Source organism: Niallia sp. FSL W8-0954 (assembly GCF_038005605.1).
GTDB classification, from domain to species: Bacteria; Bacillota; Bacilli; order Bacillales; family Cytobacillaceae; genus Niallia; species Niallia circulans_A.
Map to the genome: position 1 here is coordinate 542,417 of NZ_JBBOTN010000001.1, position 22,372 is coordinate 564,788.

At 42.2% G+C, this 22,372-nt stretch carries 8 protein-coding genes, 6 rRNA genes and 2 riboswitches; all 14 genes read left to right on the plus strand.

The features are described from left to right. Positions 1-87: 87 nt before the first annotated feature. The 14 genes from ppdK (at position 88) to NX902_RS02825 (ending at position 22,086) form a co-directional block, all read left to right on the plus strand. A complete protein-coding gene (gene ppdK, locus NX902_RS02760) occupies positions 88-2,697 on the plus strand; it encodes a pyruvate, phosphate dikinase (RefSeq protein ID WP_172859965.1) in 2,610 nt (869 codons plus the stop codon). A gap of 93 nt (positions 2,698-2,790) precedes the next feature. Next, positions 2,791-2,893: riboswitch (purine riboswitch) on the plus strand. 143 nt (positions 2,894-3,036) lie between these two features. Continuing rightward, positions 3,037-4,365, plus strand: coding sequence for an NCS2 family permease (locus NX902_RS02765; protein WP_095333064.1), 1,329 nt, complete (start codon positions 3,037-3,039; stop codon positions 4,363-4,365). A gap of 180 nt (positions 4,366-4,545) precedes the next feature. Further along, on the plus strand, positions 4,546-5,388 hold the full coding sequence (gene glcT, locus NX902_RS02770; protein ID WP_095333066.1) for a glucose PTS transporter transcription antiterminator GlcT: 843 nt from the start codon (positions 4,546-4,548) through the stop codon (positions 5,386-5,388). Between the two features lie 186 nt (positions 5,389-5,574). Further along, the gene (gene ptsG, locus NX902_RS02775) at positions 5,575-7,644 is read left to right on the plus strand and encodes a glucose-specific PTS transporter subunit IIBC (RefSeq protein WP_095333068.1); all 2,070 of its coding nucleotides are present in this window, start codon (positions 5,575-5,577) and stop codon (positions 7,642-7,644) included. 480 nt (positions 7,645-8,124) lie between these two features. After that, positions 8,125-9,672: ribosomal RNA gene (locus tag NX902_RS02780) — 16S ribosomal RNA — on the plus strand. 479 nt (positions 9,673-10,151) lie between these two features. Next, positions 10,152-13,087: ribosomal RNA gene (locus NX902_RS02785) — 23S ribosomal RNA — on the plus strand. A 90-nt stretch (positions 13,088-13,177) separates the two neighbouring features. Then, positions 13,178-13,294, plus strand: a 5S ribosomal RNA gene (rrf, locus tag NX902_RS02790). The 16S, 23S and 5S rRNA genes sit together here, the layout of an rRNA operon. A 1,321-nt stretch (positions 13,295-14,615) precedes the next feature. Next, complete coding sequence (locus NX902_RS02795) at positions 14,616-14,807, plus strand: hypothetical protein (protein WP_095334372.1); 192 nt, start codon at positions 14,616-14,618, stop codon at positions 14,805-14,807. A gap of 286 nt (positions 14,808-15,093) precedes the next feature. Then, positions 15,094-15,630: a 2'-5' RNA ligase family protein gene (locus NX902_RS02800; RefSeq protein ID WP_095334373.1), complete on the plus strand. Its 537-nt coding sequence runs from the start codon at positions 15,094-15,096 to the stop codon at positions 15,628-15,630. A gap of 288 nt (positions 15,631-15,918) precedes the next feature. Further along, positions 15,919-17,466, plus strand: a 16S ribosomal RNA gene (locus tag NX902_RS02805). Positions 17,467-17,945: 479 nt separating this feature from the next. After that, positions 17,946-20,881 (plus strand): 23S ribosomal RNA (locus NX902_RS02810). 90 nt (positions 20,882-20,971) lie between these two features. Then, positions 20,972-21,088, plus strand: a 5S ribosomal RNA gene (gene rrf / locus NX902_RS02815). Positions 21,089-21,350: 262 nt separating this feature from the next. Next, entirely contained in the window at positions 21,351-21,896 is a 546-nt protein-coding gene (locus tag NX902_RS02820) for a DUF2179 domain-containing protein (RefSeq protein WP_095333460.1), read from the plus strand. Next, entirely contained in the window at positions 21,889-22,086 is a 198-nt protein-coding gene (locus NX902_RS02825; RefSeq protein ID WP_047944722.1) for an NETI motif-containing protein, read from the plus strand. Before NX902_RS02820 ends, NX902_RS02825 begins: the two co-directional genes overlap by 8 nt. 110 nt (positions 22,087-22,196) lie before the next feature. Continuing rightward, positions 22,197-22,298, plus strand: a riboswitch (purine riboswitch). Positions 22,299-22,372 lie beyond the last annotated feature (74 nt).

Sequence of the window (22,372 nt, forward strand, 5' to 3'; positions counted from 1 at the left end):
TATTTTTAATATTGACAACTATATATGTATCATATTAAAGTGTAAATAAAGTTAATGTGATACATATTTAAAATATGGAGGTAGACGATGGCAAAGTTGATTTATTTTTTCGAGGAAGGAAGTAGTGAAGATAAAGGATTATTAGGCGGCAAAGGGGCAAATTTAGCTGAAATGACTCGTTTAGGGTTACCGGTGCCAGCAGGATTTACGATCACAACGGAAAGCTGCATGAAGTATCTGGGAGAACCTTCTTTTTTTGAAAGCTGGTTAAAAGAGGATATTTTGGAAGCGGTTATAAAATTGGAGACAGAGACGAAAAAATCCTTTACAGGCGAGGAAAATATTTTATTAGTTTCTGTAAGAAGTGGTGCAGCATTTTCTATGCCAGGTATGATGGATACGATTCTTAACTTAGGATTAAATGATCTACGAGTTCAATCTTTAGCTCAATTAACTAGTATAGATTTTGCATTTGATTGTTATCGAAGATTATTGCAAATGTTTGGTGATGTAGTTTATGGCATACATAAGGATAAATTTAATATACGACTCCGAAAAATGGAAAAACAACTTAGTAAAACAGTTGCAGAATTTCAAGAAAAGGACCATTTGCAATTAATCGAGTCTTTTAAAGAGCTATATATGGAAAACAATAGGGTTTTTCCACAAAATCCAATAGATCAATTATTTGAAGCTACTAAAGCTGTTTTTAAATCATGGAATAATCATCGAGCAAAGGTTTATCGTGAATTACATGAAATTCCTCATCATTTAGGAACAGCAGTAAATATTCAATCAATGGTTTTTGGGAATAGCGGAAATGAAAGCGGTACAGGTGTTGTGTTTACAAGGAATCCCTCCACTGGCGAAAATAAATTGTTTGGTGAATTTTTGCTAAATGCTCAAGGGGAAGATGTGGTAGCGGGTATCCGTACACCAGAATCTATCGAATCATTACAACAAATCCTTCCGAAAGCATATGCAGATTTTAAAAGATATGCCAATATACTGGAACAGCATTATAAAGATATGCAAGATATTGAATTCACGATTGAAAAAGGGGAATTATTTATTCTGCAGACAAGAAACGGAAAGAGGACGGCTAAAGCGACACTGCAAATTGCAGTAGATTTAGTTAAGGAAGGATTAATTACAAAGAGTGAAGCTTTATTACGTATTTCACCTGGAACGATTGATCAGTTGATCCATCCTATATTTGATCCACATGCTATTCAAAACGTCGAATTACTGGCAGAGGGTTTACCGGCCAGTCCTGGCGCAGCTACTGGTGCCATTGTTTTTACTTCGGAAAAAGCAAAAGAATGTCATGCTCTTGGCCAGAAAGTAATTCTTGTGCGACAAGAAACTTCACCCGAAGATATTGAGGGAATGGTTGTCAGCGAGGCTATCGTTACAAGTCGAGGAGGAATGACTTCGCATGCAGCAGTTGTTGCCCGAGGAATGGGAACTTGCTGTATAACAGGATGTGAAGGATTAACTGTCAATGAAGAATTGAAAACAATTACATGTGGAGAAAGGATTTTGACTGAAGGCGACCTTTTCTCTGTAGATGGTACTGCTGGTAAATTGTACTTGGGCGAAGTCCCTACTGTTACAGCGGAAAACGACCAGAATTTACAGCTTCTTCTTTCTTGGGCTGATGCATATGCTGATTTACAAGTACGTGCGAATGCTGAGACAGTTCACGATTTAAAAACGGCTATTGAGTTTGGAGCAACTGGTATAGGATTAGCGAGAACGGAGCATATGTTTTTTGGTGAAGAACGAGTGCTGGAAATGCGCCGTTTGATATTAGCGGAGAATAAAGAAGAAATCAGAGATGCATTAGACAAATTGCAGGCCTTCCAACAAGAAGATTTTTACCAGATGTTTCAAGTTGTTGAAGATAAACGAATGGTCATTCGCTTATTAGATCCGCCTATGCATGAATTTCTGCCTCGTGACCTAAATGAGATGAAACAGTTAGCGGCAAAGTTAAATAAACATCCATCGATTGTTGAAGAACAAATTAAGAGGCTGCAAGAAACGAACCCAATGTTAGGCCATCGTGGGTGTCGTCTAGGAATAACTGAACCACAAATTTATCAGATGCAAGTAAGGGCTATCTTCCATAGCGCAATCCAGTTAACAAAAGAAGGCTATACTGTCTTTCCTGAAATTATGATTCCGCTTGTGGCAGAAAAAGAAGAACTGGCCTATGTGAGGGCATTTTTAATAGAAACAATTGAAAATATCTTTGTTAATCATCAAATGGAGCCTTTTCCGTATGAAATCGGAACAATGATTGAATTACCACGTGCCTGTATAATAGCCGATCAACTTGCTCAAGAAGCCGATTTTTTTAGTTTCGGTACAAATGATCTTACACAAATGACATATGGCTTTTCTAGAGATGATATTGGGAAATTTATTAATTCATATAAAGAGAAAAATGTTATGACGAATGATCCTTTTCAAACTCTCGATCAAAATGGAGTAGGGGAATTAATTAAATTAGCAGTAATGAAAGCACGACAGACTAAAGAAAACTTGATGATTGGTATTTGTGGAGAGGTTGGCGGAGATCCTAAATCGATAGCTTTCTTCCGGAATATTGGTATCGACTATGTTTCTTGTTCGCCATATCGTATTCCTGCTGCTCGCTTAGCCATTGCCCACGCAAGTATAAATAAATAAATATTTGTTAGAAAGCGAACGATTATTAATTTTTAATTATAATTGTTCGCTTTTTGTATTGACGAGTATTCGTCAAGCTGATAAACTGAATTTACAACTGAAAAAGATTTTACTCGTATAATATCGGGGAATACGGCCCGAAAGTTTCTACCGAGCTACCGTAAATAGCTTGACTATGAGGTAAGTGTATATATAGGGAATCGTAATGAAATCATTTTTATTTTATTAAGTAATTTGCCCTTCCTATATAACACAAACCCTTAGTCAACGCTCCTTAATCGTAGGAGTGTTTTTTTTGTTTTAGTAGATAATTAAAGCATTATGAGAGGGGAAAGATTAATGAAGAAGTTTTTCAAATTTGAAGAACTAGGCACAAATTACCGCAAAGAGTTTTTAGGTGGTTTCACTACATTCCTTGCGATGGCTTATATTTTAGCGGTAAATCCATTTACATTATCATTAGGGGATGTAGCTGATCTTCCTGATGCGCTGCGTATGGACTATGGAGCAGTGTTTGTTGCAACAGCTCTTGCTGCTGCTGTGGGTTCTCTTATTATGGGTATTTTCGCTAATTATCCTATTTCTTTAGCACCAGGATTAGGGTTAAATGCATATTTTGCTTATACCGTTGTTTTAACACAGGGACATCCATGGGAATATGCGTTAGCAGCAGTATTTATTTCAAGTGTATTTTTCTTATTGTTAACAATCTCTGGGCTTCGTGAGAAATTAATTAATGCTATTCCAGTAGAATTAAAGCTTGCGGTTGGCGCAGGTATAGGGCTATTTATAACGTTTATCGGATTGCAAAATTCTAAAATTATTGTTGATAACTCAGCGACACTTGTCCATATTGGTGATTTAACCAATCCAAGTACATTGCTAGCGATATTTGGTATTTTCATTACTATTATTCTTATGGTTAGAGGGATTCATGGCGGTGTATTCTATGGAATGATCATTACAGCAGTAGTCGGCATGATTTTCGGTGTAATTAATACTCCTTCTGCTGTGGTATCTGCTGTGCCAAGCATTAAACCAACATTTGGAGCGCTATTCTCTGCGCTTGGTGATCCAGGATTTTATACACAGAGCATGTTAGTGGTCGTTTTAACATTTTTATTTGTAGACTTCTTTGATAATGCGGGCACATTAGTTGCGGTTGCTAATCAAGCAGGACTTATGAAAGAGAATAAATTACCAAGAGCAGGAAAAGCGTTATTCGCAGATTCCATTGCTTCTATGGTAGGTTCTATATTCGGTACTTCTACCACAACTTCCTTTATAGAGTCTTCAGCAGGTGTAGCGGCTGGTGCTCGTACTGGGTTTGCGGCAGTAGTGACAGCTGGATTCTTCTTGCTATCCTTGTTCTTCTTCCCGCTATTGGAAGTAGTCACATCAGCAGTTACAACACCAGCTTTAGTAGTAGTAGGTATTTTGATGGTTTCGTCCCTAGGTAAAATTGATTGGACAAAGTTTGAAGTGGCTGTGCCGGCCTTCCTTACTATTGTTGCGATGCCTTTAACATACAGTATTGCAACAGGTATAGCGGTAGGATTTATTTTCTATCCAATCGTAATGATTGTTAAAGGTCGTATCAAAGAAATTAATCCAATTATGTACGTATTCTTTGTTATCTTTGCATTGTACTTTATCTTCTTGCAATAGTAGAAAGAGATTTGAAAATAAAAATAGTGTGAGATTTTATGAGTTTAAGAGAGTATATTTTCTTAGTAGGATGAGGATATCCATTTTTGGGTATCCTTTTTCTCATTTTTTCGTTGACTTACTATAAAGACTTTAATAACATTGAGTTACCGAGATGTCTGTCGAAGTGGGGAAATAAGTATGCCTAATTTACTAATAAAGAAAGCGCTGAATAATAATGTGCTCATTGGAGACCATCCAACCTATGGAGAAGTAGTGCTTATAGGAAAAGGTATAGGCTTTAATCAGAAAAGCGGGGATTATATTGATATTAGTGTTGTGGAAAAGTTATTTGTCTTAAAGGATGAAAAGGAGCAGAGCAATTATTTAAAGCTTCTTCCTCAAGTGGATAATGATTTATTAGATGTAATAGTATCATCTATTGAATTGATTAAAAACAAGACAAATGCAAAGTTGAACGAGCATATTCATATAGCGTTAACAGATCACATTATGTTCGCTTCCTCCAGAGTTTCGAACGGACTAGTATTAAATAATCCATTTTTGATTGAAACAAAGGCGTTGTACCCGTTTGAGTATTCAATAGCTGAAGAGGTTGTAAAATTAATCGGAGAACAATCAGGACTTCAATTACCAGTAGGTGAAATCGGTTTCATCGCTTTGCATATTCATAGTGCCATGATGAACAAAAATTTATCAGAAGTTAATCGGCATTCACAGTTAGTCACACATCTAGTGAATTTAATAGAAGATCAACTAGAAACGAAAATTGATAAAGATAGCATCGATTATATGCGCCTTGTTAGACATTTGCGTTTTGCGATTGAACGGGTCAATACAGGAGAAAAAGTAGAAGAACCAGAAAAAATAACATTGCTATTGAAGAATGAGTATCCCCTATGCTATAATCTTGCGTGGAAGCTCATAAAAGTAATGCAACAAGTACTTAAAAGGCCAGTCTTTGACGCAGAAGCGGTATATCTGACAATGCATTTACAAAGACTTCAGAAAAAAATTAAATAGGTATTATCTTATCAACGTGTTACTGATTCGATCAGGCATGAGTGAAAAAGATGGTTGAGTTAAATGTTTTAGGGTAACCTACCCTTGAAGGTTTTTTCAATCTCTCTTTACTCATGCCTTTTTTGTTTTTTTACTCTTGATTGAGAAAGCTTTTTGAGCCGAAAAATAACTTAGGAGGATTATGAAATGTTTAAAAAGATTTTTGGTGTTTTACAGAAAGTCGGTAAAGCACTTATGCTCCCAGTAGCTATTCTTCCGGCTGCCGGTATCTTGCTTGCCTTTGGTAATGCACTGCAAAACCCAACACTTGTAGATATTGCGCCATTTTTAAATAATAGTGGGGTAGAGATGGTTGCATCTGTAATGGAGGATGCAGGGAACATTATATTTGGTAACCTTTCCTTACTATTTGCTGTCGGAGTTGCCGTTGGTCTAGCTGGCGGTGAAGGGGTTGCTGGTTTAGCGGCTATTATTGGATTCCTTATTATGAATGTTACAATGGGTACTGTTCTAGGCATTGATGCGAAGGACTTAAAAGGCAGTACAGAATATGCAGCTGTTTTAGGGATACCAACTCTTCAAACTGGTGTGTTTGGTGGCATTATTGTTGGTATTGTTGCTGCCTCGATGTATAATCGTTTCTTTGAAATTGAGTTACCATCCTATTTAGGATTCTTTGCTGGAAAACGATTTGTTCCAATTGCGACAGCTGCAAGTGCTGTTATTTTAGGCTTGATCATGATTATTATTTGGCCGCCAATACAACATGGATTAAATGTTTTCTCTGAGAACATGTTGGGTGCTAATTTAACTTTATCAGCATTTATTTTTGGTTTAATTGAAAGATCATTAATTCCATTTGGTTTACACCATATCTTCTATTCTCCTTTCTGGTTCGAATTTGGTAGTTATACTACGAAAGCAGGAACAATTGTAAAAGGTGACCAAGCTATCTTTATGAGCCAAATTAAAGATGGAGTTCAAAATTTAACGGCAGGTACATTTATGGTTGGTAAATTCCCATTTATGATGTTCGGGTTACCTGCAGCAGCTCTTGCAATTTATCATGAAGCACGTCCAGAGAAAAAGGCAATTGTTGGTGGATTAATGGGATCTGCAGCATTAACTTCTTTCTTAACTGGTATTACAGAACCACTGGAATTCTCATTCTTGTTTGTAGCTCCAATATTGTTTGGGATTCATGCTGTTTTTGCAGGTTTATCCTTTATGACAATGCATTTATTAAATGTAAAAGTAGGAATGACATTCTCTGGTGGTTTAATCGATTATGTGTTATTCGGTTTAATTAATCCGCAAACAAATGCATGGATTATTATTCCAGTAGGTTTAGTGTTCGCGGTTATTTACTATTTTGGTTTCCGTTTTGCGATTCGTAAGTTCAATCTTAAAACACCTGGTAGAGAAGACGAGACAGAAGAAAGTGACAGTAGTTCAACAGGAGCAACTAGCGATCTTCCGTACGATGTGTTAGAAGCAATGGGTGGACAAAACAATATTGCCCATTTAGATGCGTGTATCACTCGTCTTCGTGTATCTGTTAATGATATTAAGTCTGTTGATAAAGATCGTTTGAAAAAACTCGGTGCTGCTGGAGTGCTTGAAGTAGGGAATAATATTCAAGCTATCTTTGGTCCTCGTTCAGAAACGATTAAAGGTCAGATGAGAGATATTATGAGTGGGAAAAGACCACGTCCTGCTGCACAACCATCTATGGATAAAGAAGTACAAGAGCAAATTGAAGAGGTAAATCCAAGTGCCATGCAAAGCAATATAACAAGTGAAGATTCATTTGTTGCTCCTATTAAAGGAGAATTGGTTCCTATTACAGATGTACCAGATGCAGTATTTGCAGGCAAAATGATGGGAGATGGTTTTGCGATTATTCCTTCTGAAGGAACAGTTGTTTCTCCAGTTGACGGAAAAATCGTTAACTTATTCCCAACGAAACATGCTCTTGGAATTTTGGCTGACAACGGTCGTGAAATTTTAATTCACTTTGGTATTGATACAGTTAAATTGAAAGGGGAAGGTTTTGAAACACTTGTGACTGAAAATGATCAAGTGAAACAAGGACAGCCTCTATTGAAAGTAAACCTTGACTACATTAAGGAAAATGCAACAGCAACAATTACTCCTGTTGTGTTTACGAACTTAGCTGAGGGTGAAGCTGTACAAATTAATAAACGTGGTAATGTAGAACTTAAAGAGGAAGGCGTAATAACTATTACTAAGTAATAGAATATATAGAAAAAACTCGGTCTCTTGATCGAGTTTTTTCTATATTATAATGAAGTTTTTTAACGAGAGGTATGATGTTAGAAATAATCATTTAGTTTAGGTTTTATTCTTTTGGAATAATATATTCGAAGATGCTTAAGAGAGAGCGAGATGCTAGGATCGCGGGTGGTTTTTATTTTTTTAGTATTTATTTATATTTATTATTGACTAAACTGTGAAAAGTTGCTATTATATGAAAACAGCCTTGCTAATGCTATTGATTCATTTAAGTTGATAGTAAAATAAAAATTATATTAAAAAAGTAATTGACTTATTTAGCAAAGGTTGATATGATATAAAAGTTGCTTCTGATAGCAACGATAAATTGCTCTTTGAAAACTGAACAAACAAACGTCAACAATAATCGTTTTATAACTAGCGTTATAAAACAAAAAAAGTAACAAAAAGCTAGAGTTTAGCAATGAGCTAATCAACTCTTTATTGGAGAGTTTGATCCTGGCTCAGGACGAACGCTGGCGGCGTGCCTAATACATGCAAGTCGAGCGGACTTTAAAAGCTTGCTTTTAAAGTTAGCGGCGGACGGGTGAGTAACACGTGGGCAACCTGCCTGTAAGACTGGGATAACTTCGGGAAACCGGAGCTAATACCGGATAATCCTTTTCCTCTCATGAGGAAAAGCTGAAAGACGGTTTACGCTGTCACTTACAGATGGGCCCGCGGCGCATTAGCTAGTTGGTGAGGTAACGGCTCACCAAGGCGACGATGCGTAGCCGACCTGAGAGGGTGATCGGCCACACTGGGACTGAGACACGGCCCAGACTCCTACGGGAGGCAGCAGTAGGGAATCTTCCGCAATGGACGAAAGTCTGACGGAGCAACGCCGCGTGAGTGATGAAGGTTTTCGGATCGTAAAACTCTGTTGTTAGGGAAGAACAAGTACAAGAGTAACTGCTTGTACCTTGACGGTACCTAACCAGAAAGCCACGGCTAACTACGTGCCAGCAGCCGCGGTAATACGTAGGTGGCAAGCGTTGTCCGGAATTATTGGGCGTAAAGCGCGCGCAGGCGGTCCTTTAAGTCTGATGTGAAAGCCCACGGCTCAACCGTGGAGGGTCATTGGAAACTGGGGGACTTGAGTGCAGAAGAGAAGAGTGGAATTCCACGTGTAGCGGTGAAATGCGTAGAGATGTGGAGGAACACCAGTGGCGAAGGCGACTCTTTGGTCTGTAACTGACGCTGAGGCGCGAAAGCGTGGGGAGCAAACAGGATTAGATACCCTGGTAGTCCACGCCGTAAACGATGAGTGCTAAGTGTTAGAGGGTTTCCGCCCTTTAGTGCTGCAGCAAACGCATTAAGCACTCCGCCTGGGGAGTACGGCCGCAAGGCTGAAACTCAAAGGAATTGACGGGGGCCCGCACAAGCGGTGGAGCATGTGGTTTAATTCGAAGCAACGCGAAGAACCTTACCAGGTCTTGACATCCTCTGACACTCCTAGAGATAGGACGTTCCCCTTCGGGGGACAGAGTGACAGGTGGTGCATGGTTGTCGTCAGCTCGTGTCGTGAGATGTTGGGTTAAGTCCCGCAACGAGCGCAACCCTTGATCTTAGTTGCCAGCATTCAGTTGGGCACTCTAAGGTGACTGCCGGTGACAAACCGGAGGAAGGTGGGGATGACGTCAAATCATCATGCCCCTTATGACCTGGGCTACACACGTGCTACAATGGATGGTACAAAGGGCAGCAAAACCGCGAGGTCGAGCAAATCCCATAAAACCATTCTCAGTTCGGATTGTAGGCTGCAACTCGCCTACATGAAGCTGGAATCGCTAGTAATCGCGGATCAGCATGCCGCGGTGAATACGTTCCCGGGCCTTGTACACACCGCCCGTCACACCACGAGAGTTTGTAACACCCGAAGTCGGTGGGGTAACCTTTTGGAGCCAGCCGCCTAAGGTGGGATAGATGATTGGGGTGAAGTCGTAACAAGGTAGCCGTATCGGAAGGTGCGGCTGGATCACCTCCTTTCTAAGGAAAATGGAATTTACATTCCATCAAAGATTGTTGACGATTTGATTGTTCAGTTTTGAGGGAGCAATTAATTCCTCAAAACAGTAATAAGTTTGAGGGTAAAGAGAAACAAGTAGATCAAGGAAGCAAATGCGCGAGCACCGGAGCGTACGACAGTACGTGAGGAGCAGAGCGAAGAAGCTGACGAAGAGATGCGAAGTTTATCTTTAGCCGAAATTGTTCCTTGAAAACTAGATTATGAATAGTAAGAACCAAGAAAGAAACCGAGTAATCGCCATCTTAGATTCTCTATTTTAGAGAATTACTTCTTTGGAAAGTAGTCGTATTAAACGAATACTCCTTCAAAGATTGGAGAGCAAAGAGAAGCAAGTAGGTCAAGGAAGCGACCGAACGAGCACCAGAGCGTACGACAGTACGTGAGGAGCAGAGTGAAGAAGCTGACGAAGAGATACGCCGCTTATCTTTGGTCGAAACTAAGTTAAGTTAGAAAGGGCGCACGGTGGATGCCTTGGCACTAGGAGCCGATGAAGGACGGGATTAACACCGATATGCTTTGGGGAGCTGTAAGTAAGCTTTGATCCAGAGATTTCCGAATGGGGAAACCCTCTATCCGTAATGGGATAGAATCTTTACCTGAATACATAGGGTACTGAAGGCAGACCCGGGGAACTGAAACATCTAAGTACCCGGAGGAAGAGAAAGCAAACGCGATTCCCTGAGTAGCGGCGAGCGAAACGGGATTAGCCCAAACCAAGAGGCTTGCCTCTTGGGGTTGTAGGACACTCTATATGGAGTTACAAAGGAACGGGGTAGACGAATCGATCTGGAAAGGTCAGTCGTAGAAGGTAAAAACCCTGTAGTCGAAACTTCGTTCCCTCTTGAGTGTATCCTGAGTACGGCGGGACACGAGAAATCCCGTCGGAAGCAGGGAGGACCATCTCCCAAGGCTAAATACTCCCTAGTGACCGATAGTGAACCAGTACCGTGAGGGAAAGGTGAAAAGCACCCCGGAAGGGGAGTGAAATAGATCCTGAAACCGTGTGCCTACAAGTAGTTAGAGCCCTTTTATGGGTGATAGCGTGCCTTTTGTAGAATGAACCGGCGAGTTACGATTACATGCGAGGTTAAGTTGAAGAGACGGAGCCGCAGCGAAAGCGAGTCTGAATAGGGCGAAATAGTATGTGGTTGTAGACCCGAAACCAGGTGATCTACCCATGTCCAGGGTGAAGTCCAGGTAACACTGGATGGAGGCCCGAACCCACGCACGTTGAAAAGTGCGGGGATGAGGTGTGGGTAGCGGAGAAATTCCAATCGAACTTGGAGATAGCTGGTTCTCTCCGAAATAGCTTTAGGGCTAGCCTCAAGATTTAGAGTATTGGAGGTAGAGCACTGTTTGGACTAGGGGCCCCCATCGGGTTACCGAATTCAGACAAACTCCGAATGCCAAATACTTATTCTTGGGAGTCAGACTACGAGTGATAAGATCCGTGGTCAAGAGGGAAACAGCCCAGACCACCAGCTAAGGTCCCAAAGTATACGTTAAGTGGAAAAGGATGTGGAGTTGCTTAGACAACCAGGATGTTGGCTTAGAAGCAGCCACCATTTAAAGAGTGCGTAATAGCTCACTGGTCGAGTGACTCTGCGCCGAAAATGTACCGGGGCTAAACGTATCACCGAAGCTGTGGATTGACATCTTTGATGTCAGTGGTAGGAGAGCGTTCTAAGGGCGTTGAAGCTAGACCGTAAGGACTGGTGGAGCGCTTAGAAGTGAGAATGCCGGTATGAGTAGCGAAAGATGAGTGAGAATCTCATCCACCGAATGCCTAAGGTTTCCTGAGGAAGGCTCGTCCGCTCAGGGTTAGTCGGGACCTAAGCCGAGGCTGAAAAGCGTAGGCGATGGACAACAGGTTGATATTCCTGTACCACCTTTAAATCGTTTGAGCAATGGGGGGACGCAGGAGGATAGGGTAAGCGTGCTGTTGGATTAGCACGTCCAAGCAGTTAGGCTGGTAATGAGGCAAATCCCATTACCACATAAGCGGAGCTGTGACGGCGAGGGAAATATAGTACCGAAGTTCCTGATTCCACACTGCCAAGAAAAGCCTCTAGCGAGATTTAGGGTGCCCGTACCGCAAACCGACACAGGTAGGCGAGGAGAGAATCCTAAGGTGAGCGAGAGAACTCTCGTTAAGGAACTCGGCAAAATGACCCCGTAACTTCGGGAGAAGGGGTGCTCTTGCGGGTGCAAGCCTGCGAGAGCCGCAGTGAATAGGCCCAGGCGACTGTTTAGCAAAAACACAGGTCTCTGCGAAGCCGCAAGGCGAAGTATAGGGGCTGACACCTGCCCGGTGCTGGAAGGTTAAGAGGAGGGGTTAGCACGTTAGTGCGAAGCTCTGAATTGAAGCCCCAGTAAACGGCGGCCGTAACTATAACGGTCCTAAGGTAGCGAAATTCCTTGTCGGGTAAGTTCCGACCCGCACGAAAGGTGTAACGATCTGGGCACTGTCTCAACGAGAGACTCGGTGAAATTATAGTACCTGTGAAGATGCAGGTTACCCGCGACAGGACGGAAAGACCCCGTGGAGCTTTACTGCAGCCTGATATTGAATTTTGGTACAGCTTGTACAGGATAGGTAGGAGCCTTGGAAGCCGGAGCGCTAGCTTCGGTGGAGGCATTGGTGGGATACTACCCTGGCTGTATTGACATTCTAACCCGCACCCCTGATCGGGGTGGGAGACAGTGTCAGGTGGGCAGTTTGACTGGGGCGGTCGCCTCCTAAAAAGTAACGGAGGCGCCCAAAGGTTCCCTCAGAATGGTTGGAAATCATTCGTAGAGTGTAAAGGCACAAGGGAGCTTGACTGCGAGACCTACAAGTCGAGCAGGGACGAAAGTCGGGCTTAGTGATCCGGTGGTTCCGCATGGAAGGGCCATCGCTCAACGGATAAAAGCTACCCCGGGGATAACAGGCTTATCTCCCCCAAGAGTCCACATCGACGGGGAGGTTTGGCACCTCGATGTCGGCTCATCGCATCCTGGGGCTGTAGTCGGTCCCAAGGGTTGGGCTGTTCGCCCATTAAAGCGGTACGCGAGCTGGGTTCAGAACGTCGTGAGACAGTTCGGTCCCTATCCGTCGTGGGCGTAGGAAATTTGAGAGGAGCTGTCCTTAGTACGAGAGGACCGGGATGGACGCACCGCTGGTGTACCAGTTGTCTTGCCAAAGGCATCGCTGGGTAGCTATGTGCGGAAGGGATAAGTGCTGAAAGCATCTAAGCATGAAGCCCCCCTCAAGATGAGATTTCCCATAGCGTAAGCTAGTAAGATCCCTGAAAGATGATCAGGTTGATAGGTCAGAGGTGGAAGCATGGCGACATGTGGAGCTGACTGATACTAATAGATCGAGGACTTAACTAAAATAATCTTAGCGTAAGCTAAGAAAGATTACTTGTTCTTTCTTTTACTTCATAATCTAGTTTTGAGGGAATAACCTCAAAAATTAAATAGTCTGGTGGCGATAGCGAGAAGGTCACACCCGTTCCCATACCGAACACGGAAGTTAAGCTTCTCAGCGCCGATGGTAGTTGGGGGTTCTCCCCCTGTGAGAGTAGGACGTCGCCAGGCACAAAAAGACCTAAAAGTATATAGCTTTTAGGTCTTTTTGTGTGTGGATAAGTAGACTGATGTAATTTAAAAGCAGTAAGGGGGATTTCCGTAATCACAAACTTTTTTGTAACGTTGAGGCCGTGGGTGGAAAAACGGATTTTCATCTTATCCTTTAATTTTCTCATAAGCTCTAGTAATTTTTTTCTTCCTTCTGGATTTCTAAGGTGGAAACTGGTTCATTTTCTCGGTTAGTCCAACGAATGAAAGGCTATTATTTATAATTCATTTAAAATTTCTTGGGAGTCATCCAATTAAAGAAACTAGGATGCTGGGGCATAAAGTCAATATGTTTACGATAGTCATTTTCTCCGTTGGAAGAGATGGAACCTTTTGTTGGGGATAGCGAAGCAGCGAGCATATGAAGAAGAATAGTTGGTTTCCCCAGCTTCATTTGGACCTAATAATGCTGTACAACAATTATTTTTAATGGTGAAAGGAGATTTACTTATTGCTTGATGGTCTTTAAAATGTTATTTCTAATGATTTACTTGTACGAACGTTTTAGTGTCTCCTAATTTTTTTCTTCCTATGCCAAAATATATAAAATTGGTCCGAGTAAACTAATGAATAAAAAGAAGAGTGGAGGCATCTTCGTTTCCTTCTTTTGCAAATCTAATAAGTCTTTTCTCATTGTCCAAAGTAAAATCGATGCCTCCTTTTTCTTTTTCAAATCATAAGACGGTTAATCACTGCGAATCGTTCATTTAATTTTATTTTTTATTCTATATTTACTATTACTAAAAAAATCTTTATGGAATAATGTTCATAAAAAGGATGTATGTTAAGCTTCTATTACCTTAATTGATTTCTAAATGTTATGAAAAGATGAAGAGATGGTTAGGGGAAATTGGGAGCAGATTAGGCAAGGAAATGATTGAAACTATTATTTGTAAAAACGGATTTCTTTAATCTTATAAGTGTATCTTAAGATGCGCATTAGATTATAGGTAACGTTTTTAACAACTGTTTAATAAGGGTGAAATAGCCAAGTATGCTTTAATACATTTTTTAACTGTCATTCGCATCTATTGATGATTTTGTTAAAGCGTATAATAAAGAGGTAATCTGGATTCATAACTAACTTGTTCTTTTTTTATAAAGAATCGCTTATGATATATCAACAATCAATAGCTTTATGTGAAGTTTCGAATAGGGATAAGAAAAATAGAAATTAGTCTAGAAAAAGTAAGAAATAATAACTTGTATGAAGTTTTGAGAAAGTTCCTTAGTGAAAAATATTTCATGGGGGTTAAAATAGAAAGACTGCGGAGGTACTAAAGTGCAATTTAATGAAAGGATAGGTCGGGATATAAAGGGAGAATACCAGAAAATTCGTCGCCGAGTAGCAGTAAGGGCTGTGATGATTGAGAAGCAAAAGATTTTACTTATGCAAACAAATAAAGGTGACTTTAAGTTTCCGGGAGGAGGGACTTGTAGAAGCGTTATGGAGAGAAGTGAAAAGAATATCTAGGAAAAGTAATAGATAATCAAGTTGATTAGTACGATAAGCATATATATTTTCAAATGGTATCTCATTATTATCTGTGTGAGCTTGTAAAAGATGAAAAGATGGAGCAAGAGCTAGACGCTTATGAGTTTGAACTCGATTCTACGCCAGTATGGATATTTGTTGATAAGGCGATTGAAGAAATAAATATGCATTATCTCAATTAAATTACAATCCTTGGATAGCTAGAGAAAATTCGATTTTAGAAAAAATAAAAGACACTATCTATTAAATAAAGGAGAAGATTGCGATGTATGCAGTAGTTGCATTGTTTAATCTAGAATTAGAACAAAGAATAAAAATGATATGGGAAGGCTTAGAGAGTAACGAAATATCCTATTATGCGAGAGAAGTCGGTGATAGAGTGCCACATATTACACTAGCAAACTATAAAGATATTCCGGTCATGAGCTTTATACATAAGATGGGAACTTTTTATAAAGGTAAAGAAAAAGTTAGAGTTGATTTTCAGACAATAGGATCTTTTATAAATACAAAAACGTTATTTTATTCCCCGACTATAACTGAAGAGTTACTTGATTTACATTCTGATCATCATAGAAATTTCGCCTCCTTTATTGATGATGAAGAGTCGGTATATCTTCCGGGTAAATGGGTTCCGCATTGCACCTTAGCTAATAGACTTTCAGAAGAAAAACTTAAGGATGCATATAATTATTGTTTAAAGATGGATGAAAAGCTAAAAGGGGAAATAAACCGAATAGGATTAATTAGAATAGATAGTAAAAAGCATGCTCCTCTTATATATTCTGAGAGTTTAATTTGATTGGAAAAATATAAAAAACTGTTGACGATTGTATGGATAATTGTTATTATGTAAAAGTTACCTTGAATGGTAACGGAAATTGATAATTTAATAGTTGAAAGTTTTTAAGAAAGTTATTGACTAGTAACTATTAAATGTGATAATATATAAAAGTTGCATCTGATAGCAACGATAAATTGCTCTTTGAAAACTGAACAAACAAACGTCAACAATAATCGTTTTATAACTAGCGTTATAAAACAAAAAAGTAACAAAAAGCTAGAGTTTAGCAATGAGCTAATCAACTCTTTATTGGAGAGTTTGATCCTGGCTCAGGACGAACGCTGGCGGCGTGCCTAATACATGCAAGTCGAGCGGACTTTAAAAGCTTGCTTTTAAAGTTAGCGGCGGACGGGTGAGTAACACGTGGGCAACCTGCCTGTAAGACTGGGATAACTTCGGGAAACCGGAGCTAATACCGGATAATCCTTTTCCTCTCATGAGGAAAAGCTGAAAGACGGTTTACGCTGTCACTTACAGATGGGCCCGCGGCGCATTAGCTAGTTGGTGAGGTAACGGCTCACCAAGGCGACGATGCGTAGCCGACCTGAGAGGGTGATCGGCCACACTGGGACTGAGACACGGCCCAGACTCCTACGGGAGGCAGCAGTAGGGAATCTTCCGCAATGGACGAAAGTCTGACGGAGCAACGCCGCGTGAGTGATGAAGGTTTTCGGATCGTAAAACTCTGTTGTTAGGGAAGAACAAGTACAAGAGTAACTGCTTGTACCTTGACGGTACCTAACCAGAAAGCCACGGCTAACTACGTGCCAGCAGCCGCGGTAATACGTAGGTGGCAAGCGTTGTCCGGAATTATTGGGCGTAAAGCGCGCGCAGGCGGTCCTTTAAGTCTGATGTGAAAGCCCACGGCTCAACCGTGGAGGGTCATTGGAAACTGGGGGACTTGAGTGCAGAAGAGAAGAGTGGAATTCCACGTGTAGCGGTGAAATGCGTAGAGATGTGGAGGAACACCAGTGGCGAAGGCGACTCTTTGGTCTGTAACTGACGCTGAGGCGCGAAAGCGTGGGGAGCAAACAGGATTAGATACCCTGGTAGTCCACGCCGTAAACGATGAGTGCTAAGTGTTAGAGGGTTTCCGCCCTTTAGTGCTGCAGCAAACGCATTAAGCACTCCGCCTGGGGAGTACGGCCGCAAGGCTGAAACTCAAAGGAATTGACGGGGGCCCGCACAAGCGGTGGAGCATGTGGTTTAATTCGAAGCAACGCGAAGAACCTTACCAGGTCTTGACATCCTCTGACACTCCTAGAGATAGGACGTTCCCCTTCGGGGGACAGAGTGACAGGTGGTGCATGGTTGTCGTCAGCTCGTGTCGTGAGATGTTGGGTTAAGTCCCGCAACGAGCGCAACCCTTGATCTTAGTTGCCAGCATTCAGTTGGGCACTCTAAGGTGACTGCCGGTGACAAACCGGAGGAAGGTGGGGATGACGTCAAATCATCATGCCCCTTATGACCTGGGCTACACACGTGCTACAATGGATGGTACAAAGGGCAGCAAAACCGCGAGGTCGAGCAAATCCCATAAAACCATTCTCAGTTCGGATTGTAGGCTGCAACTCGCCTACATGAAGCTGGAATCGCTAGTAATCGCGGATCAGCATGCCGCGGTGAATACGTTCCCGGGCCTTGTACACACCGCCCGTCACACCACGAGAGTTTGTAACACCCGAAGTCGGTGGGGTAACCTTTTGGAGCCAGCCGCCTAAGGTGGGATAGATGATTGGGGTGAAGTCGTAACAAGGTAGCCGTATCGGAAGGTGCGGCTGGATCACCTCCTTTCTAAGGAAAATGGAATTTACATTCCATCAAAGATTGTTGACGATTTGATTGTTCAGTTTTGAGGGAGCAATTAATTCCTCAAAACAGTAATAAGTTTGAGGGTAAAGAGAAACAAGTAGATCAAGGAAGCAAATGCGCGAGCACCGGAGCGTACGACAGTACGTGAGGAGCAGAGCGAAGAAGCTGACGAAGAGATGCGAAGTTTATCTTTAGCCGAAATTGTTCCTTGAAAACTAGATTATGAATAGTAAGAACCAAGAAAGAAACCGAGTAATCGCCATCTTAGATTCTCTATTTTAGAGAATTACTTCTTTGGAAAGTAGTCGTATTAAACGAATACTCCTTCAAAGATTGGAGAGCAAAGAGAAGCAAGTAGGTCAAGGAAGCGACCGAACGAGCACCAGAGCGTACGACAGTACGTGAGGAGCAGAGTGAAGAAGCTGACGAAGAGATACGCCGCTTATCTTTGGTCGAAACTAAGTTAAGTTAGAAAGGGCGCACGGTGGATGCCTTGGCACTAGGAGCCGATGAAGGACGGGATTAACACCGATATGCTTTGGGGAGCTGTAAGTAAGCTTTGATCCAGAGATTTCCGAATGGGGAAACCCTCTATCCGTAATGGGATAGAATCTTTACCTGAATACATAGGGTACTGAAGGCAGACCCGGGGAACTGAAACATCTAAGTACCCGGAGGAAGAGAAAGCAAACGCGATTCCCTGAGTAGCGGCGAGCGAAACGGGATTAGCCCAAACCAAGAGGCTTGCCTCTTGGGGTTGTAGGACACTCTATATGGAGTTACAAAGGAACGGGGTAGACGAATCGATCTGGAAAGGTCAGTCGTAGAAGGTAAAAACCCTGTAGTCGAAACTTCGTTCCCTCTTGAGTGTATCCTGAGTACGGCGGGACACGAGAAATCCCGTCGGAAGCAGGGAGGACCATCTCCCAAGGCTAAATACTCCCTAGTGACCGATAGTGAACCAGTACCGTGAGGGAAAGGTGAAAAGCACCCCGGAAGGGGAGTGAAATAGATCCTGAAACCGTGTGCCTACAAGTAGTTAGAGCCCTTTTATGGGTGATAGCGTGCCTTTTGTAGAATGAACCGGCGAGTTACGATTACATGCGAGGTTAAGTTGAAGAGACGGAGCCGCAGCGAAAGCGAGTCTGAATAGGGCGAAATAGTATGTGGTTGTAGACCCGAAACCAGGTGATCTACCCATGTCCAGGGTGAAGTCCAGGTAACACTGGATGGAGGCCCGAACCCACGCACGTTGAAAAGTGCGGGGATGAGGTGTGGGTAGCGGAGAAATTCCAATCGAACTTGGAGATAGCTGGTTCTCTCCGAAATAGCTTTAGGGCTAGCCTCAAGATTTAGAGTATTGGAGGTAGAGCACTGTTTGGACTAGGGGCCCCCATCGGGTTACCGAATTCAGACAAACTCCGAATGCCAAATACTTATTCTTGGGAGTCAGACTACGAGTGATAAGATCCGTGGTCAAGAGGGAAACAGCCCAGACCACCAGCTAAGGTCCCAAAGTATACGTTAAGTGGAAAAGGATGTGGAGTTGCTTAGACAACCAGGATGTTGGCTTAGAAGCAGCCACCATTTAAAGAGTGCGTAATAGCTCACTGGTCGAGTGACTCTGCGCCGAAAATGTACCGGGGCTAAACGTATCACCGAAGCTGTGGATTGACATCTTTGATGTCAGTGGTAGGAGAGCGTTCTAAGGGCGTTGAAGCTAGACCGTAAGGACTGGTGGAGCGCTTAGAAGTGAGAATGCCGGTATGAGTAGCGAAAGATGAGTGAGAATCTCATCCACCGAATGCCTAAGGTTTCCTGAGGAAGGCTCGTCCGCTCAGGGTTAGTCGGGACCTAAGCCGAGGCTGAAAAGCGTAGGCGATGGACAACAGGTTGATATTCCTGTACCACCTTTAAATCGTTTGAGCAATGGGGGGACGCAGGAGGATAGGGTAAGCGTGCTGTTGGATTAGCACGTCCAAGCAGTTAGGCTGGTAATGAGGCAAATCCCATTACCACATAAGCGGAGCTGTGACGGCGAGGGAAATATAGTACCGAAGTTCCTGATTCCACACTGCCAAGAAAAGCCTCTAGCGAGATTTAGGGTGCCCGTACCGCAAACCGACACAGGTAGGCGAGGAGAGAATCCTAAGGTGAGCGAGAGAACTCTCGTTAAGGAACTCGGCAAAATGACCCCGTAACTTCGGGAGAAGGGGTGCTCTTGCGGGTGCAAGCCTGCGAGAGCCGCAGTGAATAGGCCCAGGCGACTGTTTAGCAAAAACACAGGTCTCTGCGAAGCCGCAAGGCGAAGTATAGGGGCTGACACCTGCCCGGTGCTGGAAGGTTAAGAGGAGGGGTTAGCACGTTAGTGCGAAGCTCTGAATTGAAGCCCCAGTAAACGGCGGCCGTAACTATAACGGTCCTAAGGTAGCGAAATTCCTTGTCGGGTAAGTTCCGACCCGCACGAAAGGTGTAACGATCTGGGCACTGTCTCAACGAGAGACTCGGTGAAATTATAGTACCTGTGAAGATGCAGGTTACCCGCGACAGGACGGAAAGACCCCGTGGAGCTTTACTGCAGCCTGATATTGAATTTTGGTACAGCTTGTACAGGATAGGTAGGAGCCTTGGAAGCCGGAGCGCTAGCTTCGGTGGAGGCATTGGTGGGATACTACCCTGGCTGTATTGACATTCTAACCCGCACCCCTGATCGGGGTGGGAGACAGTGTCAGGTGGGCAGTTTGACTGGGGCGGTCGCCTCCTAAAAAGTAACGGAGGCGCCCAAAGGTTCCCTCAGAATGGTTGGAAATCATTCGTAGAGTGTAAAGGCACAAGGGAGCTTGACTGCGAGACCTACAAGTCGAGCAGGGACGAAAGTCGGGCTTAGTGATCCGGTGGTTCCGCATGGAAGGGCCATCGCTCAACGGATAAAAGCTACCCCGGGGATAACAGGCTTATCTCCCCCAAGAGTCCACATCGACGGGGAGGTTTGGCACCTCGATGTCGGCTCATCGCATCCTGGGGCTGTAGTCGGTCCCAAGGGTTGGGCTGTTCGCCCATTAAAGCGGTACGCGAGCTGGGTTCAGAACGTCGTGAGACAGTTCGGTCCCTATCCGTCGTGGGCGTAGGAAATTTGAGAGGAGCTGTCCTTAGTACGAGAGGACCGGGATGGACGCACCGCTGGTGTACCAGTTGTCTTGCCAAAGGCATCGCTGGGTAGCTATGTGCGGAAGGGATAAGTGCTGAAAGCATCTAAGCATGAAGCCCCCCTCAAGATGAGATTTCCCATAGCGTAAGCTAGTAAGATCCCTGAAAGATGATCAGGTTGATAGGTCAGAGGTGGAAGCATGGCGACATGTGGAGCTGACTGATACTAATAGATCGAGGACTTAACTAAAATAATCTTAGCGTAAGCTAAGAAAGATTACTTGTTCTTTCTTTTACTTCATAATCTAGTTTTGAGGGAATAACCTCAAAAATTAAATAGTCTGGTGGCGATAGCGAGAAGGTCACACCCGTTCCCATACCGAACACGGAAGTTAAGCTTCTCAGCGCCGATGGTAGTTGGGGGTTCTCTCCCTGTGAGAGTAGGACGTTGCCAGGCACTAAAAGACCTAAGAGCATATGCTTTTAGGTCTTTTTTCTATACTAAATATTATCCGAATCATAAATCTGATTTTAGGGATTAATTTGTCAAAGTTGAATTAGATATGAAAATGAAAAAATTCTACTTTCTTCTATTATTTAATCCTTTTTCTGATTTATCTGTCTTCTGTATGTAGAGGGAAGATTGTTTACTTCTCTCTAAATAGGTAATTATAAGTATAATATAGGAATGATTAATACATCTGGGAGTGAGAAAGTATATGCTTGAAAATAGTGTTACAATGATATTGATTATTCTTGTAATTAATATTGTTTATGTTTCTTTTTTTACGATACGAATGATTTTAACTTTAAAGGGACAAAGATACTTAGCTGCCTTCATCAGTATGATTGAGGTAGTCATTTATGTTATTGGATTAGGGCTGGTTTTAGATAATTTAGATCAAATTCAAAACTTGGTTGCCTACGCTATTGGTTATGGAATAGGAGTCATTGTAGGGATGAAGATAGAGGAAAAACTGGCTTTAGGATATATAACAGTAAATGTTATTACAAAGGAATATGATCGAGATTTACCGAAATCATTAAGAACACAGGGATATGGAGTAACAACGTGGACTGCACAAGGATTAGAAGGCGACCGTATGGCTTTGCAGATATTGACTCCTCGAAAATATGAATTAAAATTATATCAAACAATTAAAGAATTAGACCCAAAAGCATTTATAATTGCATATGAGCCAAAAACAATATATGGCGGGTTCTGGGTGAAAAGTGTTAAGAAAGGAAAGTTATTTAATGAGTAAGAAAAAAAGATTTGAAGTGCAAACAAATGAGTCGATTGATGACTGTTTAGACAGAATGAAACAGGAAGGCTATATGCCAATAAAGCGGATGGAAAAGCCTGTTTTTAAAGAAGTAAAGGTAAATGGTCAAATGTCTTATGAGCCTGTGTCACAGCAAATAATCTTTGAAGCTATCCAATTAGAAGGTTAAATCACGAACAATAAAAATAAAACTATATTAATTGTTCGACATTTAGTGTTGACAATATATAAATATGCTTGTTAAGATGGTATAGTGTTAACTAACAGATAAACGAAATAATTGTTTAATTAAATAGCCCTCATATAATAATGGGAATATGGCCCATAAGTTTCTACCCGGTAACCGTAAAATACTGGACTATGAGGGAAAGTGAATGAAAAAGAGCTGAAAAAAGTAGAAACCTACTTTATTCAGGTTTATTTAAGCTCTGGACAGATACTTTCTCTCTTTTAGT